The organism is Bradyrhizobium liaoningense, assembly GCF_018130955.1.
GTDB classification, from domain to species: domain Bacteria; phylum Pseudomonadota; class Alphaproteobacteria; order Rhizobiales; family Xanthobacteraceae; genus Bradyrhizobium; species Bradyrhizobium liaoningense_C.
In genome coordinates this window covers 92,301-117,044 of record NZ_JAFCJM010000005.1, presented here as the reverse complement: position 1 = coordinate 117,044, position 24,744 = coordinate 92,301, and the positions used below count along the sequence as shown (strand labels likewise).

The window sequence follows — 24,744 nt, the reverse complement described above, 5'->3', positions numbered from 1 at the left end:
TCCGTGAACCGGAGCGGCGCTCGAATTTGATCGGTACCGACGATGGTTCGATTGAAACCCCGGGGCGTAGGCGCGCTGTTCGTGCTGCTCCTTGTGCTAGGCACCCAGACGGCCGCGGTGCGAAGCACGTTCGCGCGTGACGACGGGCGTTACGCGGACTCTCCCCTCAAGCCCTGGTTCGACAGTCTGCGGAGCCATCTTGGCCCGTGTTGTTCGGATGCCGACGGCGTCGCAGTCGCCGATCCCGACTGGGAATCGCATCAGGGGCACTATCGCGTGCGGCTCGACGGTCAGTGGATCGAGGTGCCGGACGATGCCGTCATCACCGAGCCCAACCGGGCCGGGCGCACCATGGTCTGGCCCGTCCGGACCGCATTCGGGATTGCGATCCGCTGCTTCATGCCGGGCAGCATGATCTGAGGCGAGTGGTCAGCGCGAACGCTTCTTCGACGTCTTCTTCTTCGAAGACTTCTTGGCCTTCTTCGGGACCTTCTTGCCCTTCTTGCGCGCCTTCGACAGGCCGATCGCGATCGCCTGCTTGCGGCTCTTCACCTTCCCGCCACGGCCACCACGACCGCTCTTGGCAGTGCCCTTCTTGTAGCGGCGCATCTCGCTCTCGACGTCTTTGCCGGCGCTGGGTGAGTAGCGGCGTTTCTTTGCCTTGCGTGCCATGAGCAAATCTCCCTCGGGGCTGGAGAAACCGCTCCTGTTGGGCAAGGTTCCCAACGAACGACCTTGCTCAGAACGAGTTCGCGAGCTGGATCTCGGCTTCCAGCGCCTGGATGCGCCGCGCGGCCTCCGTAAAACTCAGGTCCCGCGCGTACTGGCTGGGCTGATACGCCTCTTCCGAGAGCCGCCGCAGCCGCAGGCCCTGGGTGCGGGTCATCTGCTCGGCGAGCTGAATTTTGGCGTCGTATTTACCTTCCATGCGCATCTGCTCTCTCCTTCGCTCAATCGTGACTTGACTATATGTTCTTATTTTGTTCTAACAAGCCATGGACAACAGAATTAATGAAATTCGTCGCAAGATCAGCGCGTTAAGGTCTGAGATAGTCGACCTTGAGGCCTCTGTCCGCGACCTCATCACCCGTGACCAGGATTGCAGCGAAAGCGCGCACGCGCTGCTCGGCATGCGCGTGGAACTGAAGCGGCTGATCGGCGACTGGAAAGCCGCCGGCGGCGGGGATCTCCTGCCCGATATCAGGGAGCGGGTGGACCTGCGTTCCGTGAAGAAGAACGTCGGGCTGAAGCAGGCGGTCGCGCGCCGCTGACAATTTTGGGGGCTCGCCGTGGAAGAGGACCCGGACGCGTACCGGATTCTGAAGCTGCGGGCCGAAATTCTCGAACTTGGCTCGGCGATCCGCCAGCTGCAGCGCGCCGGTCTTGACGACGCCGCAGCCCAACTCCTGATCACGCGTAAGCGGGCGCTGCTGGATCATCTCGTGAAGACGGATCGGGCCTGCACGAGTCCGGTCCGGCCTTGAGGCCAATCGTCGATCCGATGATCTGAAGCAGACCATGAGCGATGTGGTCGAGGACTGGTGTCTCTTGCGACTTCGCCTCGGCGGAGAACGGTGCGGCGGCGAGGCCGCTCGCCACAAGCACGGCGAGTGGGAGCTGGATCTCCATGAGCAGCCTGTGTTGAATTGACGCAGGGGCAGTCGCTGCTCGCGGCCGTTCCGGACAAGCCGTCCGCGCGCGAGTCACGATCGCTTCAGGTTTCGTTATCTTCGGTGAGGATGAACACCACCCCGGTGAGCGTGGCGCCGATCGCAAATGTGGTCACCAGCGAGACGACGAAGACGAGAATCGCCGGACTTCCGCCATGTTGGAGCAGCGTAGCCACGAGCGGATTCATGAGGATAAGGGCTAGGCCAAAGACGAGGCCCAATGCCGCCCCCATCATCGCATGTGTCATCAGTCGGATCGCGCCTGCCGTCGAAACCAGTCCGGATGACTTCTTCGTGCGCATCAGCCACCACCATTATGGCTGCAAACGTTGGACATGCCCGCTGGTTCCAAAACGAGGGGAACTTTCCCGGGCGTGATTGCCCGTCTTCTTCATCCGACGTTCATACGCGGACTGAAAGACTCAAGGCTGGCAACCACGGGGAAGCTCGATCATGGGTCAGGTAATCTATCTCTATCGATCGCTCGCCTATCGGAATGCCGCGGCCGATATGCTGCGCAAGGCGCGCACGCTGCCGCGCGGGTCGGAACGACGCGCGGCCCGCCGCTACGCCAGAGCGCTACGCGAGTTGGCGCAAACCGAGGCATGGCTGGAAGGGCGGCTCACGGATGCGCCGACGGTGATGCAGGATGTCAGGGTGCGGGCGCGGCGCTAAAGCGCTATGGCTCTAGGTTGAATCGTCATCGCGCTTTTGCTCTTTAGTTTGAGCATGATCTTTTCGGAAACCGCTGCGCACTTTTCCGGATCATGCTCTAGCCCGAGGCGCGTTGCAGCGTGCCTGTGATGACGCTGTCGAACGTCTCAGGCGTCACCAGCGGCATCTTCCGCGTCAGCGGTACCTCGAGACGGCAGAGCAGGCCTTCGCTGCGCCAATCGAACGTGGCCTGCCCGCCGAGCTGAGACTCGACGCTTGCGAGCAGGCTTTTGGTGCCGAATCCGCGCACCTCCGGCGGACTCACCCGCGGACCGCCGGCTTCGTCCCAGGTGAGGGCCAGCATCGTGTCGTCCGCCTCCCAAGAGATGGACAGCCGACCCGATCGCGTCGACAGCGCGCCATATTTCGCTGAATTGGTGAAGAGCTCGTGCAGCGCAAGCGTCAGCGTCTGCGCGGTGACCGGCGCGAGCTGCACCTCCGGTCCGGTCAGCCGGACTTGTCCGCCGAGCGCGTAGGGCGCCAATTCCTCATCGATCAGTTTGCGCAGTTCGGCGCCTTGCCAGCTCGATAGCGAGAGGATCGTGTGCACGCGCGCCAGCGCGTTGATGCGTCCTTCGACGGCGTCGACATAGGTCTTGACGTCGTCGGCGCGGGTCAGGCGGACGATCGACTGCGCCAACGCCAGCGCGTTCTTGGCGCGGTGATCGACCTCGCGTGCGAGCAGATTTTGCCGCGCCTCCGCGCGCTTGCGCTCGGTGATGTCGACGGTGACGCCGCTCACACGCACCACGCGGCCGCTTCCGTCGAGCGTCGCCGCCGCCGTGCCGACGCACCAGCGCACGTCGCCGTCGGGCCGGTTGACGCGGAATTCCGCTTCATAGGCGTCTGCACCCTTGTTGAACGCGGCGATCGCCAGGCGGAACTGGTCGACGTCGTCAGGATGCAGCAGCGCCTGGACGTTGGCCGAGGTGACGTTGAAGGTCTCGGGCGTGACGCCGAAGATGCGATACTGCCCCTCGTCCCACATCCAGTCGCCGTTGATCCAGTCCCAGTCCCAGGATCCCATCTTGCCAGCGGCAATCGCCATGCTGCGCCGCTGCTCGCTCTCGATCAGCTTCGCCGTCGATTTCTCCAGCTCCGCGGTGCGAGCGCGCACACGGTCTTCCAGCTCCTGGTTCAGCCGCTCGAGCTCGCGGGTCTTGCGGTAGAGTTCGGCGAACACCTTGATCTTGGCGCGCAGGACTTCTGGTACCACCGGCACCGGAACGTAGTCGACCGCGCCCATCTCGTAGCCGCGCAGCCGGTCGATGTCGCTGACCTGGATCGCCGAGATGAAGATCATCGCGATCTTCTGGAAACGCGGGTGCTCGCGGATCATGGCCGCCAGCTCGAAGCCGTCGAGCTCCGGCATGCAGACGTCGACGAGGATGACGGCGATTTCGGTCTTCAGGAGGATCTCGAGCGCTTCGCGGCCCGACGACGCGATCACCAGGTTTTCCCCGAGCTCCTTCAGGATCACCTCGTAGGCGAGCAGCTTTGCGGGCTGATCGTCCACGAGGAGGATGTTGACCTTGTCATGGTCCATGGAGCGGAGCTCACTCAACGATGCAGCCACATGCGGATGGCAAGCAGCAATTGATCGGTATTGACGGGTTTGGCGAGATAGTCGGACGCGCCGGCCTCGAGGCATTTCTCGCGGTCGCCCTTCATCGCCTTCGCGGTCAGCGCGATGATCGGCAGACGGGCGAAGGCCGGATTCTGCCGGATGACGCCGATGGTCTGATAGCCGTCCATCTGCGGCATCATGATGTCCATCAGCACGATCGCGATCTCCGGATTGGATTCGACGAGCGTCACCGCTTCGCTGCCTGTGGTTGCCGTCAGCACCTTCATGCCGCGGCGTTCCAGTACGCTCGACAGCGCGAAGATGTTGCGCGCGTCGTCGTCGACGAGCAGCGCCATCTTGCCGATCAGGTCCTCGTCGGAACTGTTCAGCTTCTCCAGCATGCGCTGTTTCTCGATCGGAAGCTCCGTGATCACGCGATGCAGGAACAGCGCGGTCTCGTCGAGCAGCCGCTCCGGCGATTCGACGCCCTTGACCACGATGCTGCGCGCCATGGTGTGGAGCTCGGCGTCTTCCTCCGCCGAGAGTTCCCGTCCCGTGAAGACGACGACCGGAATGTTCGAAAGCAGTTCGTCGTTGCGGATTTCGTCGAGCACCTCGAAGCCGGTCATGTCGGGCAGGCGGAGATCGAGCACCACGCAATCGTAGGGCGCCTCGCGCAGCGTCGTCAGCGCGCCGGCACCGGTATCGGTTGCTACGATCTCGATGTCGTCGTGATGCAGCAATTCGCGGATCGAGAGTTGCTCGGCCTCGTTGTCCTCGACGATGAGTAGCCGCTTGCGGCGGGGCCTCGCATATTCCTTGATCTGCGCCAGCGCAGCAGAGACGCCTTCGGTCGTGGTCGGCTTGTTGACGAAGGAGAATGCGCCGCGCGCCAGCGCGTGCTGGCGATCCTCGTCGAGCGTGATGATCTGTACCGGGATATGGCGCGTCAGCGGATTGTGCTTGAGCTGGCTCAGCACCGTCCAGCCCAGCATATCCGGCAGGAATACGTCGAGCGACACCGCGCTCGGCTGATATTGCTTGGCGAGCTCGAGCGCCTCCGCGCCGCGCGCCGCCACCAGGACCTTGAAGCCCTTGTCGCGGGCGAGGTCGATGAGAATGCGAGCATAGTGCGGATCGTCCTCGACGATCAGGAGGATGGTATCGCCGGGCTCGAGATCGAGACGGTCGTCGGGCAGCTGCTCGATGACGCGTTCCGGTGTGGCCGCCTGCGCCTGGAGCGCGGGCGGCTGGCCGGGCGTCGGTGCCGGAGTCCGCGGCGCCAGCGTCGGGCCCGAATATTTCAGCGGCAGATAGAGCGTGAAGGCCGAGCCCTTGCCCGGCGCGCTGCGCAGATGAATCTCGCCGCCGAGCAGGCTCGCAAGCTCGCGACTGATCGCAAGGCCGAGTCCGGTGCCGCCATATTTGCGGCTGGTTCCGGCGTCGGCCTGCTGGAAGGCCTCGAAGATCAGCTTCTGCTTTTCCAGGGGGATGCCGATGCCAGTGTCGGAGACCTCGAAGGCGATCACGGCCGGCGCGCTGTTGAGCACCGGGTGATCGGGGCTCCAGCCGCCCAGTGCGGCCTCGACCTTCAGCTTGACGCCTCCCTCGGCGGTGAACTTGAAGGCGTTGGACAGGAGGTTCTTCAGGACTTGCTGGAGGCGCTTGGAGTCGGTGACGATGCTGCGTGCGAGGTTCGGATCGACGTCGATGTTGAACGACAAATTGCGGTTTTCGGCCTCGTGCCGGAACGGCCGACCGACCGTCTCAAGCAGGTTCGAGGTCAAAATCTCCTCGGCGTCGACGGTGACTGTGCCGGATTCGATCTTGGAGAGATCGAGGATGTCGCTGATGAGGTTGAGCAGATCGGTGCCGGCGCCGTGGATGGTGCGGGCGAACTCGACCTGCTTGGCCGAGAGGTTGCCGTCGGGGTTGTCGGTCAGCTGCTGTCCAAGGATCAGGATCGAGTTCAGCGGCGTGCGCAGCTCGTGGCTCATATTGGCAAGGAACTCGGACTTGTATTTCGATGTCAGCGCGAGCTCGGTCGCCTTTTCCTCGAGCGCGCGGCGGGCTTGCTCGATTTCCTGGTTCTTGCGCTCGACTTCCACGTTGCGCTCGGCGAGCTGCTGCGCCTTCTGTTCGAGCTGGTCGTTGGTCTGCTGCAATTCGCGCTGCTGGGTTTGGAGCTCGCCGGCGAGCTGCTGCGACTGCTTGAGCAGGCCTTCGGTCTGCATCGTCGCCTCGATCGAGTTGAGCACGATGCCGATGGAGTCGGTGAGCTGCTCGAGGAATGTCATCTGCGAGGTCGTGAACGATGTGAGCGAAGCGAGCTCGATCACGGCCTTGACCTGGTTCTCGAACAGCACCGGCAGTACGACGAGGTTCTTCGGAACGACGCGGAACATCGCCGAGTTGATCGGCACGACGTCTGTCGGAATTTCCGCGACCACGCGCGGCCGCTTGTCCAGCGCGCATTGCCCGATCAGGCCTTCGCCGAACTCGAGCATCCGCCGATAGGGATAGACGCCGTCGCCGGCATAGGAGGCGAGCAGCAGGAGATGCGGATTGTCCTCGTTCTCGACCTGGTAGATCACACCGGTATGCGCGTTCACCAGCGGCGACAGCTCGGAGAGCAAGAGGCGGCCGACCGTGGTGAGGTCGCGCTGGCCCTGCAGCATGTTGGTGAATTTCGCGAGGTTCGTCTTCAGCCAGTCCTGCTCGGTGTTCACGTCCGTCGTGAGACGGAGATTCGTGATCATCGTGTTGATGTTGTCCTTGAGCTCGGCGACCTCGCCGCGGGCGTCGACCTGGATCGAGCGGGTGAGGTCGCCCTTGGTCACGGCGGTCGCAACTTCCGCGATCGCGCGGACCTGCGAGGTCAGGTTGGCCGCCAGAAGGTTGACGTTGCCGGTGAGGTCCTTCCAGGTACCGGCGGCGCCGGGCACGTTGGCCTGACCGCCGAGGCGGCCTTCGACGCCGACTTCGCGCGCCACCGACGTCACCTGTTCGGCGAAGGTCGCGAGCGTCTCGGTCATGTTGTTGATGGTGTCGGCGAGCGCCGCCACCTCGCCCTTCGACTTCACCGTGAGGTTCTGCTTCAGATCGCCGTTGGCCACCGCGGTGACGACCTTGACGATGCCGCGGACCTGCTCGGTCAGGTTCGCCGCCATGAAATTGACGGTGTCGGTGAGATCCTTCCAGGTGCCGGCGACGCCGGGCACCTGGGCCTGTCCGCCGAGCTTGCCTTCGGTGCCGACTTCGCGCGCCACGCGCGTCACTTCGCCGGCGAACGCGTTGAGCTGGTCCACCATGGTGTTGATGGTGTTCTTCAGCTCGAGGATTTCACCCTTCACGTCGACCGTAATCTTGCGCGACAGGTCGCCGCGCGCCACGGCGGTGGTGACTTCGGCGATGTTGCGGACCTGCGTGGTGAGGTTCGCGGCCAAGAGGTTGACGTTGTCGGTGAGGTCCTTCCAGGTGCCGCCGACGCCTGGCACCACGGCCTGACCGCCGAGCCGGCCTTCGGTGCCGACCTCGCGCGCCACGCGCGTCACTTCGGCGGCAAAGGAGCGGAGCTGCTCGACCATCGTGTTCAGGGTGTCCTTGAGCAGCAGGATCTCGCCGCGCACGTCCACCGTGATCTTCTTGGAGAGGTCGCCGCCGGCAATGGCGGTCGCGACCTCGGCGATGTTGCGGACCTGCGCCGTCAGGTTCGAGGCCATGAAGTTGACGTTGTCGGTGAGATCCTTCCAGGTGCCGGCCACTTCGGGCACCTCGGCCTGGCCGCCGAGCTTGCCTTCGGTGCCGACCTCGCGGGCGACGCGCGTGACTTCCGAGGCGAAGGCGTTGAGCTGGTCCACCATGGTGTTGATGGTGTTCTTGAGCTCGAGGATTTCGCCCTTCACGTCTACGGTGATCTTGCGGGACAAGTCGCCGCGCGCCACGGCGGTGGTGACCTCGGCGATGTTGCGGACCTGGGCGGTGAGGTTGCCCGCCATCGAGTTCACGGAGTCGGTGAGGTCTTTCCAGGTGCCGGCGACGCCGGGCACGTTGGCCTGGCCGCCGAGGCGGCCTTCGGTGCCGACTTCGCGCGCGACGCGCGTCACCTCACCCGCGAAGCGGTTGAGCTGGTCCACCATGGTGTTCAGCGTGTCTTTGAGCTGAAGGATTTCGCCGCGCACGTCGACAGTGATTTTTCGTGACAAATCTCCGCCGGCGATCGCGGTCGCCACTTCGGCGATGTTACGGACCTGGGCGGTGAGGTTGCCTGCCATCGAGTTGACGGAGTCGGTCAGATCCTTCCAGGTGCCGGCCACGCCAGGCACGTCGGCCTGGCCGCCGAGCTTGCCGTCGGTGCCGACCTCGCGCGCCACACGCGTCACCTCGCCGGCGAAGGCGTTGAGCTGGTCCACCATGGTGTTGAGCGTCTCCTTCAGTTGAAGGATTTCACCCGACACGTTGACGGTGATCTTCTTCGATAGGTCGCCCTTGGCGACCGCGGTTGCGACTTCGGCGATGTTGCGGACCTGGCCGGTGAGGTTCGAGGCCATCGAGTTGACGGAGTCGGTCAGGTCCTTCCAGGTGCCGCCGACGCCGCGCACGACGGCCTGTCCGCCGAGCTTGCCTTCGGTGCCGACCTCACGTGCGACGCGCGTGACTTCGCCTGCGAAGGCGTTGAGCTGGTCCACCATGGTGTTGATGGTGTCCTTCAGCTCCAGGATTTCACCGCGCACGTCCACGGTGATCTTCTTCGACAGGTCGCCGCCGGCAACCGCCGTCGTCACCTCGGCGATGTTGCGAACCTGCGCGGTCAGGTTCGAGGCCATCGAGTTGACGCTTTCTGTGAGGTCCTTCCAGGTGCCGGCGACGCCGAGCACGTTGGCCTGGCCGCCGAGGCGGCCGTCGGTGCCGACCTCGCGCGCGACGCGCGTCACTTCGCCGGCGAACGCATTGAGCTGGTCGACCATGGTGTTGAGCGTTTCCTTCAACTGAAGGATCTCGCCCGAGACGTTCACCGTGATCTTCTTGGAGAGATCGCCGCTCGCGATCGCGGTTGCGACGTCGGCGATGTTGCGGACCTGGGCGGTCAGGTTCGACGCCATGAAGTTGACGTTGTCGGTGAGGTCCTTCCAGGTGCCGGCGACGCCGGGCACCTGCGCCTGGCCGCCGAGCTTGCCTTCGGTGCCGACCTCGCGCGCGACGCGCGTCACTTCGGAGGCGAAGGAGTTGAGCTGGTCCACCATGGTGTTGATGGTGTCTTTGAGCTCCAGGATCTCGCCGCGCACATCGACGGTGATCTTGCGGGACAGGTCGCCGCGGGCCACCGCAGTCGTCACGTTGGCGATGTTGCGCACCTGCGCGGTGAGGTTGCCGCACATTGCGTTCACGGAGTCGGTCAGATCCTTCCAGGTGCCGGCGACGCCGGGCACGATCGCTTGTCCGCCGAGCTTGCCGTCGGTGCCGACCTCGCGGGCCACGCGCGTCACTTCGGAAGCGAAGGAGCGGAGCTGGTCCACCATCGTGTTGATGGCTTCCTTGAGCTGCAGGATCTCGCCGCGGACGTCGACGGTGATCTTCTTGGAGAGGTCGCCGTTGGCGACCGCGATCGTCACCTCCGCGATGTTGCGAACCTGATTGGTGAGGTTGTTCGCCATCGAGTTGACGCTCTCGGTCAAATCCTTCCACACGCCGGTGACTTCGGGCACCTGCGCCTGGCCGCCGAGCTTGCCTTCGGTGCCGACCTCGCGCGCGACGCGCGTCACCTCGGAGGTGAAGACGCCGAGCTGCTTGATCATGGTGTTGACGATCGTCGCCGACTGCAAAAATTCGCCGCGCAAGGGCCGGCCGTCGACGTCGAGCTTGACGGTTTGCAGCAGGTCGCCTTGCGCCACGGCGGCAACTGCACGCGTCACCTCGCGCGTTGGCCACAAGAGATCGTCGATCAGCGTGTTGACGGAGCCTTCCATGTCGGCCCAGGAGCCGGAGGCAAGGCCGAACCTCACGCGCTGCTTGGTCCGGCCCTCGCGGCCGACAACCTCGCCGACCAGCTCGAGTTGCTGCGCCATGCGCTGGTTGGCGGCGATGATCTCGTTCAAGGTGTCGGCGATCTTGCCGTCGATGCCGAGATACTCGCCGCTCATGCGTACGGAGAAATCGCCGCTGCGTATCGCCTGTAGCGCGAGCAGCAGCTCCTGCCGCGAATCCGGCTCCTCGGCACCGTTGACTTTTCGTTTGGGGGCGCGACGACCGGATTGCGAAGCCGTTCCGGGATCAAGGTCGCTCATCTCATTCCCCCCGCAGATGCCGCTGAATCAGCAAGCAGATTTGCAAATAGAGCGTCGGAGAAATCCCAGATCAAGCGGTAACCTGGGAGTATCGAAGAAACGGAACCTACCGCGCTCAGCCCGGCGCAAATAACGAATTCGTGTGGGAGAAGTTCCAGGTGTTACGAAAGAGGCAGCCTTCAGAAGGGGTTCCGCCGAGGAACTGGAAGGCCGCCCAAGCGTTATAGACCTTCGCCCGCGTTGGCGAGCGCCGCTGCGACGTTACGATCTCGTAAGAACGGTTGCGGATCGGTTTTTTCCGTCCCACCTTTTCTCCATGAAGCAATCGGACATTTTTAGGGATAACGCCGAGAACTGCCTGCACCTCGCGGAGCGCGCCGAAGGCCAGCCGGCCTTCAAGCGTTATCAGCGGATGGCGGAGGCCTGGACGGCCCTTGCCGAGGAGCAGGATTGGCTCGACGGCGAAATCCCCCCGGTCGCGGCGCGCAAACCGCAAAGGCGGCCGGCCGCCTAGTCGCTCTCGGTTTCGTGAGTCATCGTGTGAGACCGCTCACGGAGCAGGCGCGACCTAACTTGCAATGATCGGAGACAGCAGGTCGCCGGTCAGGTCTATCGATTCCAGAAGGAGGATTGCAATGGCTCCGCGTCTGGTTCTTTTCACGCTCATCATCGCCTTCGGCATGTCGGTCGCGTTCGCGACGGTGACGACGGTTCGGCAGGTTCATTTGGCGAATTCGTCGTCGCAGAACGTGACGCATTCCTCGACTCATATTTAGCTTAGGCTTGGAGTCCTTTCGCGAGCTCTTCGCGCCCGGTGCGCTCCGGAACATTTGCCCCTCCGGTGCGTAACCGCGTTGAACCGAGAGCGAGAGGAAACGTCATGGCGCATTCCGACCACGGCATCATCAAGGACCAGCGCGGGGAAGATCAGCCGCGGGACAAGCGTCGTGCGCAAACCGTGCACAAGGCGGAGCAGAAGGGGTCGCCGTCGCGCGAAGCGACGCGGGATCCCAAGCTCGACGACGCCGGCAAGACTCCCGGCCCGGGCAGGACGCCGGATGATTCCGGCACGCCGCCGACCGGCTGACGCTTCAGGAACGAATCCTCAGCCCACGAGTCAACCACTTGCTTTCGGCTTCATTCCCCCGGTGGGCCGAAGGCTATCTCCAAGGACGACCTCGGCACGCCCGTGTCGGGGTCGTTTGCGTTTGGCCGACAGGCGTTCGTGGATCTCGCCGGATCTGATCAATCGTCGGAATTGCCGTTCTCGCCGGCCTGGATGTGCCCCTCGGGTCCGCGACCGAACACACCGAAGTCGCTCGACTTGGTTCCGGCGGACGCATCGAGGCCGATGCTTGCAAGTCCAAGCTTGAGCAGTTCGCGGACGGCCGCCGCCCGAGTCGGCATGCGGTGCTTGAATCTGAAATCGTCAACAAGGGCCAACTCTTCAGGCGACAGCATTACCTGAAGGCGCTCGGCGCGGAGATCGTTCATGGGGACCACGCAAAGTTAGCAAGTTGAGTAGTTTGCTCAACAAACCAACTTCGCAAGAGTTCCCAGGGAGTCGCGAAACACCCCAAATTAGCAAAATTACCAAATAAAATCAATAAGTTACACTTGAACAAACAGCGAGGGTCGTGCATTGTCTGACCAAGGGGTGAGGAGAGACACCATGGCGGAAGAAGTCCGACTGCCCCGCAAGCTATCCGAGGAACCGAACGCGCCCGAGCCGCGACGGCCAAGCCACCAGCAAGTCATCGAACAGCTCGACCGCTGGGCCAACAGCCCGGGCCTGCAACCGCCGAGGACAGCAGATGCGTAGGCGCTCCGAACCCCACACATTCGAACAGCGCCTCGAAGCGCAACGGCTTCGGCTCGAGCGCGAGCTTGCCCGTGCGCCGCGCGACAAGCGCGATGGCATCGTCGCCCGCATCGAGCAGCTTCAGACCGCGGCCGAGATGTATGACTTCTTGAAGCTACGAGAAGCGGCTGTGACCGTGCGCTGAGGGGGCACGCTTGACGGCGCTGCGGTGATGCGTGACGCGGAGATTTCGGCGCAGCAACCACATCGACACCGCCACGCTGCCCCAGGCGATCAGCGCGACGATGAATGCGCCGAGGACGCTGGTCGGGACCACGATGGAGAACAGCGCGGCAAACGCCACGAGGCCTGCGCTTCCCAATCCGGCACCCGCCGCATCCAATGCCGCAGCTTGCCGACCCCGCCTGTCGCCACGCAGTTCCTTCTTCTGCTTGACGCGCCGCTCATGCCGCTCGACCAGCGTCGCGCTTGCACAGAAGATGGCGGGCAGGGCGAGAAACAGTCCGCCGACGGCTGTTCCGAACCGCGCGCCCACGATTCCAGCGAGAACAGTCGCCGCACCGCCGAGCGCGAACCGAACGGCATATTCCTGCCAATGGGTCGCTTGGAGCGAGGAGAGCGACAGCTTGATCAGCATCAGCGCCCGCCTCCAAAGCCAGCGAGCAAGCCGAACGCGACGAAGAGCCAAACGGGAAGTGAGACGATCGTTGCCGGAAGTGCGTTGATGCGGCTGCGCATGAGCAGTTGGCAGACAACCAGGCTGTAGCAGGCCAGTGCGACTGCACCGTACATCATCGTCCAGCTTTCAGCGGCGGCGTATTGCGCGCCATGCCGGACGACGGCGATGCCGAGCGTCGCTAGTGCCACCGACGGCGCTGCGCCCAGCAGGCCCGCAAAACTCTTGGGCCGAAGCATGTCGCTCAAGGTTGCAAAGGCCGACACGATCAGGCCTCCGGCGATGAAGCGGATGACATACTCGGTCATTGCGATCTTCGCTCTTTGCGCGGCCGCGTCAGGGTCAGTGGGCGTAGCAGCCGTTCCACGGTGACGCCGAGCGCAAAGCCGGCCAGCACGTCGCTGGTCCAATGCGCGAGCAATGTGATGCGGGTCAGCGACAATCCAATCGCAAGGCCGCGTGCGAGGTGCCGCCGGCCGGGCGGCAGCAAACCTGCCGCGGAGGCGAGGGCACCCATATGCGTCGCGTGGCCGGATGGAAATGCGTCGCGCGCTCGTCCCGATGTCGGGATACCTCGCCAGTGGCCGCGCACCGTCAATCTGTCAGGCCTGGTCTGATCGAAGACCGATTTCAGAATGTGCGTGAGGACGGTGGTGACGAGTGATACAGCCAGCAGATGGTTCGCGATCGGCTTGGCCTCCGGTCGCCGTCTCTGCGCATACAGCCAGCCGGCAATGGAAAGTGCGAGAAGAACGTGCTCGTCCGCGCCCCAGGTGAGCGTCTGCGCGGCCCGCTCCACGCCGGGGCTCACATGGGCCGAGATCTCGTTTGCGACTGCGACGTCTGCTCTGGTTGGTTTGACGGTTGGAAAAGCCATCGTGCTTCAGCGGCAACCATTTCTCCGTGACAGTTTTGTAAAACCTGCGTGCGGAGGAATGTTCCTTTTGACCTGAACCGAGAGGCTGGTGGTGCGCTCGCACCGGGACCATTTTGTTTCTCACCGGCACGCAGGTGCGCAGAAAGGATGCTGGCGAAAGGCCGACATCTTCGTCGTCGGTTCGCGAGGTGGACGAAGGATTTTTCGATCGGGCCACCGTGTGCTAGTCGGCAGGATTGCGGCCGGTGCGCGGGTTGAGCGGATCGGTCGGCGGCCGCCGCAATCGCTCGGGCAGGAACGGCTCGCCCGGTTGCGCCGTGGGCATCGCGCGGACGTCGGCGTGACGCTGCGCCCGCTCATGCGGTGTCTGGTTGGAATCGATGCGCCACTTCACGTCGACGCCGTCGACGGGATCATTGACGCCGTGCTGGATGTCCCTGTAGTCGCTCATGGCTCACCTCATTCCTTGCCTGGCACGATGCACTCAAACATCTGTTGTGCGGCGCCCTTGATGACATTCGTTCGGATCGCCCTTGATGAGGTGCGGATAGAATTCTGCGATGCAGACGGTTGTTCCAAAGCGCCAGAGCGCACGCGGCAATCTGCGCCGGAACGATCGCATCGCGCCAAGGTTGGTCCAAGCTATTGCAAGCGAGGGAGATTTGAGATGATGGACGAGAGCGAAACGGGCACACTAATCGGTAGTGACAAGGTCGAGGGAACCTCCGTGTACGGGATCGATCGGAACAAGATCGGCTTGATCGAGCGCGTGATGATCGACAAGAAGAGCGGCCGGGTATCCTACGCCGTGCTGGGATTTGGCGGGTTCCTCGGACTCGGCAACGACCACTATCCGCTGCCGTGGCAATCGCTGAAATATGACAAGGCGCTCGGCGGCTATGTCACCGGAATCACCGAGAAGGAATTGCTGGGCGCCCCGCATTATGGCGAGCAGGCCGAATGGAATTGGGGCGACGATGCCAAGGTGCGCGCGGTGAACGCCTATTATGGCGTGCCATTCGCCTGAGGCGGTATACTGAGGAGCTTCCGATGAGTAAGGAGAAGCCGACCGACGATCCCCGCAACCAGAACGACTGGGGATCGCATGCACAGACGGACAAGCCCTGGAAGGGCAATCCGGACAAGGAGCAGCGCTCCGACGACCCGAAGCTCGATCTCGAGAAGTGGCACAAGACCAGGACGCATTGAGCGCATCAGGTCCTCGATACCGAATGGCCGGGTCCGTGCCCGGCCATTCCCATGTGCGCATGCATTCACCTCACACTCCGCCAATGCGAGCCTGTGGCCGCGCCAGTTCGAATTCTCCAAACCGTCGTCCTAGTGAAAGCCGGGACCCAGTATCCCAACTGCCAATTGTCGCGACGATTAGGACTGCCAGTTGTTCCGACAACAAAACCCTGGGGTTATGGGCCTGGCTTTCCGCCAGGACGACGTGAAGGGTATTGCACCCTGATCAGTCTGGAAAAGGAACTGATTTGAAGAGCAACGCAAATCTGCGTTTCCGTCCTCTTCCCCTCGTCTCCAATTTGACAGTTCTTTTTTGGAACTTTATGGTTGGTCGCAACATAGCCGAAACGCCGCTTGCCGTTTCCAAACGAGCGCGGCCTAAGGAGGAGGCGACCTTGTCCAAGCGCAATGCCACTGCCGCGATCATCGGTGCCGGCGATTTCATCGGCTCCGAGATTGCCAAGAAGTTTGCCGCCGAGGGCTTCACGGTCTTCGCGGGTCGTCGCAACGGAGACAAGCTGGCGCCACTCGTGAAGGATGTCGAGGCCGCCGGCGGCGAGATCCATGCGCGCTCGCTCGATGCGCGCAAGGAGGAGGAGATCATCTCCTTCCTCAATGACGCCGACAAGCACGCGCCGCTCGAGGTCTGTATCTTCAACGTCGGCGCCAACGTCAATTTCCCGATCCTCGACACCACCGAGCGCGTCTTCCGCAAGGTGTGGGAGATGGCCTGCTATTCCGGCTTTCTCGCGGGCCGCGAAGCCGCCCGGCTGATGCTGCCGCGGGGTGGCGGCAACATCTTCTTCACGGGCGCGACCGCCTCGTTGCGCGGCGGCAGCGGCTTTGCCGCCTTTGCCAGCGCCAAGTTCGGCCTGCGTGCGGTCGCGCAGGCGATGGCGCGCGAGCTGGGCCCGAAGAACATCCATGTCGCCCATCTCATCATCGATTCCGGCGTCGACACCGAATGGGTGCGGCAGCGCCGGCTCGAAGCGCTCGGGCCGAACGCGCTCGACAATCCCGACCTGTTGATGCCGCCATCGGCCGTGGCAGGCGCCTATTGGCAGCTCTATCAGCAGCCGAAGAGCGCCTGGACGTTTGAAATGGAGATCCGCCCGTTCGGAGAGAAATGGTGACCGCGGTCGGGAACAGCGGCTAGACTGGCGTCACATAACAGCATCCGGGAGGGAAACTACGTGAAGACCGCGATCACCGAACTGTTCGGCATCGAGCATCCGATCATCCAGGGTGGCATGCACTTCGTCGGCTTTGCCGAGCTCGCATCCGCCGTCTCCAATGCCGGCGGGCTCGGCATCATCACCGGACTGACGCAGCGGACCCCGGAATTGCTCGCCAAGGAGATCGCGCGCTGCCGCGACATGACGGACAAGCCGTTCGGCGTGAACCTCACCTTCCTGCCGACCTTCGCCGCGCCACCCTATCCCGAATACATCGCCGCGATCATCGAGGGTGGGGTGAATATCGTGGAGACCGCGGGCCGCAGCCCCGAACAGTACATGCCCGCGCTGAAGGCGGCCGGCATCAAGGTGATCCACAAATGCACCTCGGTGCGTCATTCGCTGAAGGCCGAGCGGATCGGATGCGATGCTGTCAGCGTCGACGGTTTTGAATGCGGCGGTCATCCCGGTGAGGACGACATCCCGAACATGATCCTGTTGCCGCGCGCGGCGGAGGAGCTGAAAATCCCCTTCGTCGCCTCCGGCGGCATGGCCGATGGCCGCAGCCTCGTCGCAGCGCTGTCGCTGGGCGCAGCCGGCATGAACATGGGCACGCGCTTCATTGCGACCAAGGAAGCCCCCGTGCACCAGAACGTCAAGAACGCACTGGTCGCGGCGAGCGAGCTCGACACGCGCCTGATCATGCGTGCATTGCGCAACACCGAGCGCGTGTTGAAGAACGCCAATGTCGATCGTCTGCTCGAGATCGAGCATGAGAAAGGCGAAAAGCTCAAGATCGACGACATCCACGACCAGGTCGCGGGCGTCTATCCAAGAATCATGCTCGAAGGCGAGATGGATGCCGGCGCCTGGAGCTGCGGCATGGTCGCAGGCCTCATCCGCGACATCCCCTCGTGCAGGGAGCTGGTCGACCGCATTATGAGCGAGGCGGACGAGATCATTCGCGGCCGCCTGATGGGCTTTCTCGACGGCAAGGCGGCCGCGCGCAAGGTCGCCTGATTCTGCATTCGACGTATGACGCTTTCGACGGGGATCGCGCTGCAAGCGCGGTCCCCGTCTTGCCGCGTGCGACGGCGATCAACAACGCGTGTCTTGCCTGACCTCGAAGCCTGCTGTTTCCTCACGGCACGGCTACCGAGTCATCTTTCCCATGCAGAGCGAATATCGAACCGTCCGGCGACGTGACCTGCTTGCACTGATCGGCACGGTCGCCGGCAGCGCGGCGATGTATCATGCGATGACCAGTCTCGGTTTCGCGTCGGAGTCGCGCTACAAGGGGCCGATCCGGCTCGAAGGCGATCCGAAAGGGACAACTGTCCTCGTGCTCGGTGCGGGCCTCGCTGGCATGACTGCGGCGCTGGAATTGCGCAAGGCGGGCTACAAGGTCCAGATCCTCGAATTCAATGCCCGCGCAGGCGGCCGCAACTGGACGATCCGCGGCGGGGACAGTTTTACCGAGCTTGGCGGATTCAAGCAGACCTGCGAATTCGAGGACGGGCTCTACATCAATCCCGGCCCGTGGCGCATTCCCCATCACCACCGCGCGCTGCTGGACTATTGCAAGCGGCTCAACGTTACGCTCGAGCCGTTCAACCAGCTCAATCACGCGGCCTATCTCCACTCCGTTCGCGCTTTCGGCGGCAAGCCGCAGCGCATCCGTGCCGTGAAGGCCGACTTTCAGGGGCAGATCGCCGAGCTGCTCGCCAAGGTGACGCAGCAGGGCAAGCTGGATGAGACCGCCTCCAAGGAAGATCAGGAGATCCTGTTGCAGGCGCTGCGCTCCTGGGGCGCGCTCGACAATGGCTATGGCTACAAGGCCAATCTGATCTCGGCGGAATTCCGCGGCTATGCCAGGGATCCCGGCGGCGGCTTGGCGGCAATGCCGGAGGCGAGCGAGCCCGTTGGTCTGTCCGAAATCCTGAAGTCGCGGCTTTGGCGCTATCTGCGCGGCTTCGCGCACTACAATTTCCAGACCACGATGTTCCAACCGGTCGGCGGCATGGACATGATCGGCAAGGCCTTTGCGAAGGAGGTGGGTGATCTCATCCGCTTCAACGCCAAGGTCACGGAGATCAAGCAGGACGATCGCGGAGTGACCGTTAGCTATGTCGATGCCGCCAAGCCGGGCGCCGTGCAGCGGGTGCAGGCCGACTGGTGCCTCTGCACGATCCCGCTCTCCATCCTCAGCCAGCTGCCGATCGATGTCAGCGCCGCCATGAAGTCGGCGATCGATGCCGTGCCTTATGCTGCCTCCGTCAAGATCGGCCTCCAGTTCAAGCGCCGGTTCTGGGAGGAGGACGAGCAGATCTATGGCGGCATCAGCTACACGGATTTGCCGATCCGCCAGATCGCCTATCCCAATTATGGCTATAACCGCGCGGGGCGCGGGGTGCTGCTGGGCGCCTACCTGTTCGAGGGACCGAACGCCTACGAGTTCACAGCGATGTCGCCCGCCGAACGCGTCGCGCGCGCGGTCGAATTCGGGGCCGCCGTTCATCCGCAATACAGGGCCGAATTCGAGACCGGCGTGGCGGTCGCCTGGCACCGGGTGCCCTTCGTGCTCGGCTGCAGCGGCGACTGGACCGAGGAGACGCGTGCCGCGCACTACGAGAACCTCTGCCAGATTGACGGCCGCATCGTGCTTGCCGGCGAGCACGCCTCCGCCTTGCCTGCCTGGCAGGAGGGGGCCATCCTGTCGGCGCTCGATGCAATCACGCGCCTGCACGACCGCGTTGTGAGGATCTGACGATGGAAGGCGCGTCGCGAAGGTCCTGGCAATGGCCCTCCCGGCTTGCAATTGCGGCGTTCGCCATGTTGTCGCCGACGGCGCTCGCGCATGACGGTCCACAAACGCGCATCTTCTCCTCAGGCTTCAATTTCGCCGAGACCACGGGCGAAGAACTGTTCGCCAACATCTGTCAGGGCTGCCACATGCCCGACGGTAGCGGCGCGTCGGGTGCGGGCGCCTATCCTTCGCTCGTCGCCGACAAGAATTTGGAGGCGCGGGGATATCCGGTCTATCTCGTGATCAACGGAAGGCGCGCCATGCCGCCGTTCGGCGCGATGATGACGGACGCGCAGATCGCAGCTGTTGTGAACTACTTGCGCACGCATTTCGACAACAACTATCAGGACGCGGTGACTGCGAGCGAAGTGAGAGACGCGCGCCGCTAACACCAGAACATAGGGGGCGATGAATGAACTTCAGGACCATGGTCGTGATCGGTGGGCTGCTCGGGGCGATGCAGGCGGGCATCGCGCAGGCAGAGGTTGTCAGGCATCCAATTCCGAACTCGACCTTTCCGATCGCCCAGGCGGTGCAGGTCACCGGCAACGCGACCACATACTATGTCAGCGGCCAGGTGCCGCCGGTCGCCAACAAGGATGCCGATCCCCAGAGCCTGCAGGCCTATGGCGACACCAAGACCCAGACCGTCGGCGTGCTCAATCGCATCAAAGCCATCTTGGACGGCCTCGGCCTGACCATGGGTGACGTCGTGAAGATGCAGGTCTTCCTGGTCCACAACGCCTCCACGCCGATGGACTTCAAGTCCTTCATGGAGGGCTACACCCAGTTTTTCGGCGGCAGCCAGCCAAACCTGCCGGCGCGGTCGGTGGTCGGGGTCGCCTCGCTCGCCAATCCAGGCTTCCTGGTCGAGATCGAGGTAATCGCCGTCAAGGATGCGAAATGAGCGGCGGAGGGGAGCACAGCATGAAAATCACGAACATGGTCGCGACCGGCATCGCCGCGCTCATTCTCAGCGGCGTCGCCACGGCCGCCGGGCTCACGCCGCCACAGCAACTCTCTTACGACGTCTACAAGGAGCTCGTCGAGATCGACACCACCACTGCGACGGGCGACACGGCCAGGCGGCCGAGGCGATGGCCGCGCGGCTGAAGGCGGCGGGCATTCCGGCAGCCGACGTGCAGGTGTTCTCGCCCGCGCCTCGCAAGGGCAATCTCGTCGCGCGCCTGCGCGGCAGCGGTGCCCGCAAGCCAATCCTCCTGGTCGCGCATCTCGACGTGGTGCCGGCCTTGCGCGAGGACTGGAGCGTCGATCCGTTCAAGCTCACGGAGCAGGATGGTCACTATTACGGCCGCGGCACCGCCGACGACAAGCACATGGCGACAGCCTTCATCACGGCGCTCATCCGCTACAAGCAGGAGGGCTACAAGCCCGACCGGGACATCATCGTCGCACTGGAGACGGACGAGGAGATTTTTGACCGCGACGGTCTCGGCATCAATTGGCTCATCAAAAACCACAAGGATCTGATCGACGCCGAATTCGCGCTGAATGAAGGTGGTGGCGTTGGCCTCAAGGGCGGCAAGCCGATCCGCAACAGCGTGCAGACCAGCGAAAAGGTTCCGGTCAGCTTCCAGTTGGAGGTGACCGATGCCGGCGGCCACAGCTCGGTGCCGCGCAAGAGCAACGCGATCTACAGGCTCGCCGAAGGTCTCGTGCGGCTGTCCAAGTTCAACTTCCCGATCAGGCTCAACGACACCACGCGCGGCTATTTCGAGAAGTCGGCGCAATTCGAGAACGAGCAGACCGCTTCCGACATGCGCACGGTGATGTCGGACAAGCCCGATCTCTCGGCGATGTCGTTCGTGCGGCTCGCCGCCAATCCGGTCTTCAACGCGCAGCTCCGCACCACCTGCGTCGCGACCCAGTTGCAGGGTGGCCACGCCATCAATGCGCTGCCGCAGTCGGCCATCGCCAAGGTCAATTGCCGGATGATGCCGGGCGAACCGGTCGAGGAGGTCAGGGCGACGCTTGAGCGCGTGCTGGCCGATGACCAGATCAAGCTGACGCAGATCGATACGCCGGTCCTGAGCGCACCGTCCGCGCTGCACGAGGAGATCATGGGTGCGATTGAAAAGCTCTCGGGCGAATTCTTCCCCGGCGCGGTTGTGATGCCGGTGATGAGCTCCGGTGCGACTGACGGCTCCTATCTGCGCAACGCCGGAATTCCGACCTACGGCCATTCCGGCATGGCGATCGACGTCGGCGAAGGCCGCATCCACGGCAAGGACGAGCGGGTTCCGATCGCGTCCTTCTACAATGGGCAGGAATACCTTTACCGTCTGGTCAAGGTGCTCGCCGGCGGGTCCTGAAAGGCCCTGATTCCCTGATCGTTTTCGGCGGCCGGTAACCCTGATGACATTCGGCCGCTGGAAATCCGCCGTCCGCCTCCTAAATAAGGGTAAATTGCCCTTAATTGGTTTCAGGAGGCGTCAGTGGTCCTGAAGAGCTTTTCCGTCGGCCTCGTCACCGCCCTCGCGCTAGCATGGGGTGGCGCAGCTTTGGCCGACGACTACCGTGCCGGCGACTTCCTCGGCATGGATTTGTCCAAGGCGGTTTTGTCGCCGAAGCGCCTGGGTCCGCCGACCGAATTCGCGCCCTTGGCGGTCGAGGCCAAGAGCGACATGAAGAGTGACGCTCAGGCGCGTGCCGTGACCGGTGACGTGCCTAAGAAGGTTGCGACCGAACGCGTTCGCACGCCGGCAGCCAAGATAGCTCACACGCAGCCCCGTGGCGCTGCCCGCGCAAAGCTCGCGCATCGCAACGGCAGTCCGCTGGACGCGCAGGCCATGGATACGCGCATCCAGACCTGGCCGTGCAGATCGGGCGGCATCTGCAACTGGAAGCGCTGAGATCAGCGTCATCCTTCGGTCGCAAAACCGTAGGCACAGAGTCAAAAAACCGTAAGCCTCAAGTCAAGGAGCGCAGGCACCTTTCGTCGCGATTCGACGAAGGTTTCCTGAATGGCAACGCTCCGCGCCTCGCGCGCATGGACCCGACGGCAGTTTCTGGTCCGCTCTACGTCCTCGCTCGCGCTCGCCGGCCTCGGCACTCTCGCAAAACCCTATCTCAGCCGTGCCGCCGATCGCCCGCTCATTGCGGGCGGCATCCAGTCGGGCGACGTCTCCGATGGCTCCGCGGTGGTCTGGGCGCGCGCCGACCGTCCCGCGCGCATGCAGGTCGAGTGCTCCACGGTCGAGAGTTTCAGGACGATCCTCGGCACGGCATCGACCGACGCACTGCCGGAGGCCGATCTCACCGCAAAGGTGCTGGTGCGCGGACTGCCGCCCGGACAGGACATCTTTTATCGCGTGCGCTTCGACGACCACGCGTCTGGCCTAGGCGGCGAAACGCGGATCGGGCACTTCCGCACGGCCCCGGAAACCGGGAAATCAATTTCGTTCGTGTGGTCCGGCGACACGGCCGGACAGGGCTGGGGCATCGACACCTCGCGCGGGGGTTATCGCAGCTACCGCACCATGCTCGACAATCGTCCGGATTTCTTCATCCACTCCGGCGATCACATCTACGCCGATTGCACCATCCCGTCAGAGCAGAAGCTGCCGAATGGCGAGATCTGGCGCAATCTGGTCACGGAGGAAAAGTCCGAGGTCGCGCACACGCTGGCGCAGTTCCGCGGCAACTACAAATACAATCAACTCGACGAGAATTTTCGCGCCTTCCACGCCGCGGTGCCGATGTTCGCGCAATGGGACGATCACGAGGTGACCAACGACTGGTCGCCCTCAGGCAGCATCGACGAGACCGGCCATGACGAGGACGGCACCTCGCGCCTGGTCGCGCGCGCCCGCCGCGCCTTTCTCGAATTCATGCCGATCCGCGAAGTGCCTGCGCGGGAAGGGCGGATCTATCGCCGCATCGGCTATGGGCCGCTGCTCGACGTCTTCATGATCGACATGCGCAGCTATCGCGATTCCTCGTGGAACAGGGGCGAGGATCGCAACGGCTGGATTCTCGGACCAGAGCAGCTCGGCTGGTTGAAGCGCGAGCTGGCCGCCTCGCGCGCCACCTGGAAGGTGATCGCAGCGGATCTGCCGATCGGCCTGATCAGCCTGGATGCGGTGGCGCTCGGCGATGGTCCGCCCGACCGGCGCGAGCACGAGATCGCCGATCTCCTGTCCTTCATCAAGCGCGCCGGTGTGCGCAACATCGTCTGGCTGACCGCCGACATGCACTACACGGCTGCGCACTACTACGATCCCAACCGCGCGGTGTTCTCCGATTTCGAGCCGTTCTGGGAGTTCGTCTCGGGTCCGCTGCATGCCGGCAGCTGGGGGCCGGGCGAGCTCGACAACACCTTTGGGCCTGTGGCGATGTACCAGAACGGGTGCAGCGCGGAGCAGGGCGAGAACCTCGCGCCCTGCTTCGGCCTTCAGTTCTTCGGCCGCGTCGACATTGATGGCCACAGTGAGGTCATGACTGTGACGCTCAAGGACGTCGACAATCGCGACCTCTGGTCCGTTGATATCCTGCCGCAGCCGCAGGCGCGCCCGGCCTTGGTGGCGCAGCGCTCCTAAGGGGAGCGCAGACCGATGCCGCCGCGCACAGGTCGGGCCGCGGGACGCGGGGCTTCCGCGCGTGCGTTCATCCATGCCGGCACCTGCGGCATGGCGGTCTGCCGAATGAAGAATTCGCCCTGCTTGGGTGAGCCCGTATAGGCAAAACCGTCGGCATGCGCCGGCACGACGTCGGCAACAGCGGTCGCCAGGATCGCTGTCGTCAAAATCGTCTTCATGATCGTCTCCTTGTCGCGGGCGGCCGGAATGGCCGCGATGGTTGAATGCTGACAGGAGGAGACGGTCATCTGAAATGCCGTTTGGCTGTCACCGCGATGCCTGCCGGCTATCTTGCTAACCTGATCTTGATTGGCCTCGTTTGGGGCGGCGCGCTAGAGTGCACGCTCCCGCCACCCTTTTTTCCATCATCGAAAATGTCTGCCCAAGCGGTGTCGCCGCCTGCGCGTTTGGCGGGCCGGAATTCGTCAGGAGCTTACCGATGGATAATCTGAAGACCCAGGGCATCAGCATGCCCAAGCTCGGCCTCGGCACTTTCCGCATGCAGGGCGATGCTTGTCGCGCCGCGGTCGAGAGCGCGCTCGCGCTCGGCTATCGCCACATTGACACGGCCGAGATGTACGCCAATGAGGAGCCGGTCGGTGACGCCCTTGCTGCCTCGCGCGTGTCGCGGAGCGAACTGCATCTCACGACAAAGGTCTGGCACGAAAACCTGACGCCAGACGCGATCCGCCGCGCCTTGGATGCCAGCCTGAAGAAGCTCCGCCTCGATCAGGTCGATCTCTATCTCGTGCATTGGCCGTCGCGCAGCGCCAATTGGGGTGCGGTGTTCGAGACGCTGTTGAAGCTGAAGGAGGAGAAGCGCGTCCGCGCCATCGGCGTCGCCAACTTCACCACGGCGCTGCTCAAGATCGCAGTCGAGGACGTCGGGGCGCCGATCGCCTGCAACCAGATCGAGTATCATGTGATGTTCGACCAGTCGAAGGTCCTGAACTATCTCGCGGCCAAATCGATTCCGCTGGTCGCTTATTGCCCGTTGGCGCAGGGCCGCGTCGCCGCCGATCCGGTCCTGGCCGAAATCGGCAAGAAGTACGACGCAACGGCCGCGCAAGTGGCGCTGAAGTGGCTGCTCGACCACGAGGGTGTCGCTGCGATCCCGAAGGCATCGCGGCGCGAGAGCCAAAAGGCCAATCTCGATGCGCTGAAGATCACGCTTGATGACGTCGACCGCAAGAAGATCGCGGCGCTGCCGAAGGACAAGCGCTGCGTCAATCCCGGCTTCGCGCCGCATTGGGATTGATCCTCCCGGCGATCAATGGAAGCACGCAAAGAAATGGCCCGTGAGGGGC

Annotated in this window: 31 protein-coding genes; 20 read left to right on the top strand and 11 right to left on the bottom strand. The window is 63.6% G+C overall.

Annotated elements, in window-relative coordinates; genetic code table 11:
• Positions 1-42: 42 nt before the first annotated feature.
• Positions 43-420, top strand: coding sequence for a hypothetical protein (locus JQ632_RS06015; RefSeq protein ID WP_409363469.1), 378 nt, complete (start codon positions 43-45; stop codon positions 418-420).
• 9 nt (positions 421-429) lie between these two features.
• Here the strand turns inward: JQ632_RS06015 and JQ632_RS06010 are convergent, their stop codons facing one another.
• Both JQ632_RS06010 and JQ632_RS06005 read right to left on the bottom strand, forming a co-directional pair.
• The gene (locus tag JQ632_RS06010) at positions 430-672 is read right to left on the bottom strand and encodes a DUF6496 domain-containing protein (RefSeq protein ID WP_212401365.1); all 243 of its coding nucleotides are present in this window, start codon (positions 670-672) and stop codon (positions 430-432) included.
• Between the two features lie 67 nt (positions 673-739).
• Positions 740-934 (bottom strand): DUF3072 domain-containing protein, encoded by a 195-nt coding sequence (locus JQ632_RS06005; RefSeq protein ID WP_212401364.1) that lies wholly within the window; start codon positions 932-934, stop codon positions 740-742.
• Between the two features lie 61 nt (positions 935-995).
• On the opposite strand from JQ632_RS06005, the gene JQ632_RS06000 reads away from it, so the two are divergent.
• On the top strand, positions 996-1,271 hold the full coding sequence (locus tag JQ632_RS06000; RefSeq protein WP_249151441.1) for a hypothetical protein: 276 nt from the start codon (positions 996-998) through the stop codon (positions 1,269-1,271).
• 18 nt (positions 1,272-1,289) lie between these two features.
• Complete coding sequence (locus tag JQ632_RS05995) at positions 1,290-1,484, top strand: hypothetical protein (protein WP_212401363.1); 195 nt, start codon at positions 1,290-1,292, stop codon at positions 1,482-1,484.
• Between the two features lie 230 nt (positions 1,485-1,714).
• On the opposite strand, the gene JQ632_RS05990 is transcribed toward JQ632_RS05995, so the two are convergent.
• Complete coding sequence (locus tag JQ632_RS05990) at positions 1,715-1,972, bottom strand: hypothetical protein (RefSeq protein ID WP_212401362.1); 258 nt, start codon at positions 1,970-1,972, stop codon at positions 1,715-1,717.
• Between the two features lie 151 nt (positions 1,973-2,123).
• Here JQ632_RS05990 and JQ632_RS05985 point away from each other — a divergent pair, with 151 nt between their 5' ends.
• Positions 2,124-2,345 (top strand): hypothetical protein, encoded by a 222-nt coding sequence (locus tag JQ632_RS05985; RefSeq protein WP_212401361.1) that lies wholly within the window; start codon positions 2,124-2,126, stop codon positions 2,343-2,345.
• Positions 2,346-2,442: 97 nt separating this feature from the next.
• Here JQ632_RS05985 and JQ632_RS05980 read toward each other — a convergent pair whose 3' ends face one another.
• Positions 2,443-3,930 (bottom strand): HWE histidine kinase domain-containing protein, encoded by a 1,488-nt coding sequence (locus JQ632_RS05980; protein ID WP_212401360.1) that lies wholly within the window; start codon positions 3,928-3,930, stop codon positions 2,443-2,445.
• A 14-nt stretch (positions 3,931-3,944) separates the two neighbouring features.
• Positions 3,945-10,235, bottom strand: coding sequence for a HAMP domain-containing protein (locus JQ632_RS05975; protein ID WP_212401359.1), 6,291 nt, complete (start codon positions 10,233-10,235; stop codon positions 3,945-3,947).
• Between the two features lie 316 nt (positions 10,236-10,551).
• On the opposite strand from JQ632_RS05975, the gene JQ632_RS39285 reads away from it, so the two are divergent.
• The 3 genes from JQ632_RS39285 (at position 10,552) to JQ632_RS05960 (ending at position 11,322) form a co-directional block, all read left to right on the top strand.
• Positions 10,552-10,749 (top strand): hypothetical protein, encoded by a 198-nt coding sequence (locus JQ632_RS39285; RefSeq protein ID WP_249151439.1) that lies wholly within the window; start codon positions 10,552-10,554, stop codon positions 10,747-10,749.
• 121 nt (positions 10,750-10,870) lie between these two features.
• A complete protein-coding gene (locus tag JQ632_RS05965; protein ID WP_212401357.1) occupies positions 10,871-11,011 on the top strand; it encodes a hypothetical protein in 141 nt (46 codons plus the stop codon).
• Between the two features lie 104 nt (positions 11,012-11,115).
• Complete coding sequence (locus JQ632_RS05960) at positions 11,116-11,322, top strand: hypothetical protein (RefSeq protein WP_212401356.1); 207 nt, start codon at positions 11,116-11,118, stop codon at positions 11,320-11,322.
• A 158-nt stretch (positions 11,323-11,480) separates the two neighbouring features.
• Here JQ632_RS05960 and JQ632_RS05955 read toward each other — a convergent pair whose 3' ends face one another.
• On the bottom strand, positions 11,481-11,729 hold the full coding sequence (locus tag JQ632_RS05955; protein WP_212401355.1) for a hypothetical protein: 249 nt from the start codon (positions 11,727-11,729) through the stop codon (positions 11,481-11,483).
• 320 nt (positions 11,730-12,049) lie between these two features.
• Between JQ632_RS05955 and JQ632_RS05950 the strand changes: the two genes are divergently transcribed.
• Complete coding sequence (locus JQ632_RS05950; RefSeq protein ID WP_212401354.1) at positions 12,050-12,241, top strand: hypothetical protein; 192 nt, start codon at positions 12,050-12,052, stop codon at positions 12,239-12,241.
• On the opposite strand, the gene JQ632_RS05945 is transcribed toward JQ632_RS05950, so the two are convergent.
• The 4 genes from JQ632_RS05945 to JQ632_RS05930 form a co-directional block, all read right to left on the bottom strand.
• Positions 12,212-12,694, bottom strand: a complete 483-nt coding sequence (locus JQ632_RS05945) for a hypothetical protein (protein ID WP_212401353.1) — start codon at positions 12,692-12,694, stop codon at positions 12,212-12,214. The two genes, JQ632_RS05950 and JQ632_RS05945, sit on opposite strands and share 30 nt — an antisense overlap.
• The gene (locus tag JQ632_RS05940) at positions 12,694-13,041 is read right to left on the bottom strand and encodes a DUF3147 family protein (RefSeq protein ID WP_212401352.1); all 348 of its coding nucleotides are present in this window, start codon (positions 13,039-13,041) and stop codon (positions 12,694-12,696) included. Before JQ632_RS05940 ends, JQ632_RS05945 begins: the two co-directional genes overlap by 1 nt.
• Positions 13,038-13,610 carry a phosphatase PAP2 family protein gene (locus JQ632_RS05935; RefSeq protein WP_212401351.1) on the bottom strand — a complete coding sequence of 191 codons (573 nt, stop codon included), beginning with the start codon at positions 13,608-13,610 and terminating at the stop codon, positions 13,038-13,040. Before JQ632_RS05935 ends, JQ632_RS05940 begins: the two co-directional genes overlap by 4 nt.
• 223 nt (positions 13,611-13,833) lie before the next feature.
• Positions 13,834-14,061, bottom strand: coding sequence for a hypothetical protein (locus tag JQ632_RS05930; protein WP_212401350.1), 228 nt, complete (start codon positions 14,059-14,061; stop codon positions 13,834-13,836).
• A gap of 216 nt (positions 14,062-14,277) precedes the next feature.
• On the opposite strand from JQ632_RS05930, the gene JQ632_RS05925 reads away from it, so the two are divergent.
• The 11 genes from JQ632_RS05925 (at position 14,278) to JQ632_RS05875 (ending at position 23,398) form a co-directional block, all read left to right on the top strand.
• Positions 14,278-14,637: a PRC-barrel domain-containing protein gene (locus tag JQ632_RS05925; RefSeq protein ID WP_212401349.1), complete on the top strand. Its 360-nt coding sequence runs from the start codon at positions 14,278-14,280 to the stop codon at positions 14,635-14,637.
• A gap of 23 nt (positions 14,638-14,660) precedes the next feature.
• Positions 14,661-14,819, top strand: coding sequence for a hypothetical protein (locus JQ632_RS05920; RefSeq protein ID WP_212401348.1), 159 nt, complete (start codon positions 14,661-14,663; stop codon positions 14,817-14,819).
• 434 nt (positions 14,820-15,253) lie between these two features.
• Positions 15,254-15,991 carry an SDR family oxidoreductase gene (locus tag JQ632_RS05915; protein WP_212401347.1) on the top strand — a complete coding sequence of 246 codons (738 nt, stop codon included), beginning with the start codon at positions 15,254-15,256 and terminating at the stop codon, positions 15,989-15,991.
• Between the two features lie 60 nt (positions 15,992-16,051).
• Complete coding sequence (locus JQ632_RS05910) at positions 16,052-17,053, top strand: nitronate monooxygenase family protein (RefSeq protein WP_212401346.1); 1,002 nt, start codon at positions 16,052-16,054, stop codon at positions 17,051-17,053.
• Between the two features lie 151 nt (positions 17,054-17,204).
• The gene (locus JQ632_RS05905; protein WP_212401345.1) at positions 17,205-18,800 is read left to right on the top strand and encodes an NAD(P)/FAD-dependent oxidoreductase; all 1,596 of its coding nucleotides are present in this window, start codon (positions 17,205-17,207) and stop codon (positions 18,798-18,800) included.
• A gap of 65 nt (positions 18,801-18,865) precedes the next feature.
• On the top strand, positions 18,866-19,228 hold the full coding sequence (locus JQ632_RS05900; protein ID WP_212401344.1) for a cytochrome c: 363 nt from the start codon (positions 18,866-18,868) through the stop codon (positions 19,226-19,228).
• A gap of 23 nt (positions 19,229-19,251) precedes the next feature.
• Complete coding sequence (locus JQ632_RS05895) at positions 19,252-19,746, top strand: RidA family protein (protein ID WP_212401343.1); 495 nt, start codon at positions 19,252-19,254, stop codon at positions 19,744-19,746.
• Positions 19,747-19,766: 20 nt separating this feature from the next.
• Positions 19,767-19,952 carry a hypothetical protein gene (locus JQ632_RS05890; RefSeq protein WP_212401342.1) on the top strand — a complete coding sequence of 62 codons (186 nt, stop codon included), beginning with the start codon at positions 19,767-19,769 and terminating at the stop codon, positions 19,950-19,952.
• Complete coding sequence (locus tag JQ632_RS05885; RefSeq protein ID WP_212401341.1) at positions 19,937-21,172, top strand: M20/M25/M40 family metallo-hydrolase; 1,236 nt, start codon at positions 19,937-19,939, stop codon at positions 21,170-21,172. The genes JQ632_RS05890 and JQ632_RS05885 overlap by 16 nt, the downstream gene beginning before the upstream one ends.
• 123 nt (positions 21,173-21,295) lie before the next feature.
• Entirely contained in the window at positions 21,296-21,712 is a 417-nt protein-coding gene (locus JQ632_RS05880) for a hypothetical protein (RefSeq protein ID WP_212401340.1), read from the top strand.
• A 111-nt stretch (positions 21,713-21,823) separates the two neighbouring features.
• Entirely contained in the window at positions 21,824-23,398 is a 1,575-nt protein-coding gene (locus JQ632_RS05875; RefSeq protein ID WP_212401339.1) for an alkaline phosphatase, read from the top strand.
• On the opposite strand, the gene JQ632_RS05870 is transcribed toward JQ632_RS05875, so the two are convergent.
• Positions 23,395-23,616, bottom strand: a complete 222-nt coding sequence (locus JQ632_RS05870; protein WP_212401338.1) for a hypothetical protein — start codon at positions 23,614-23,616, stop codon at positions 23,395-23,397. The genes JQ632_RS05875 and JQ632_RS05870 overlap by 4 nt on opposite strands.
• A gap of 260 nt (positions 23,617-23,876) precedes the next feature.
• Between JQ632_RS05870 and JQ632_RS05865 the strand changes: the two genes are divergently transcribed.
• Positions 23,877-24,695: an aldo/keto reductase gene (locus JQ632_RS05865; protein ID WP_212401337.1), complete on the top strand. Its 819-nt coding sequence runs from the start codon at positions 23,877-23,879 to the stop codon at positions 24,693-24,695.
• The last annotated feature ends 49 nt before the right edge of the window (positions 24,696-24,744 follow it).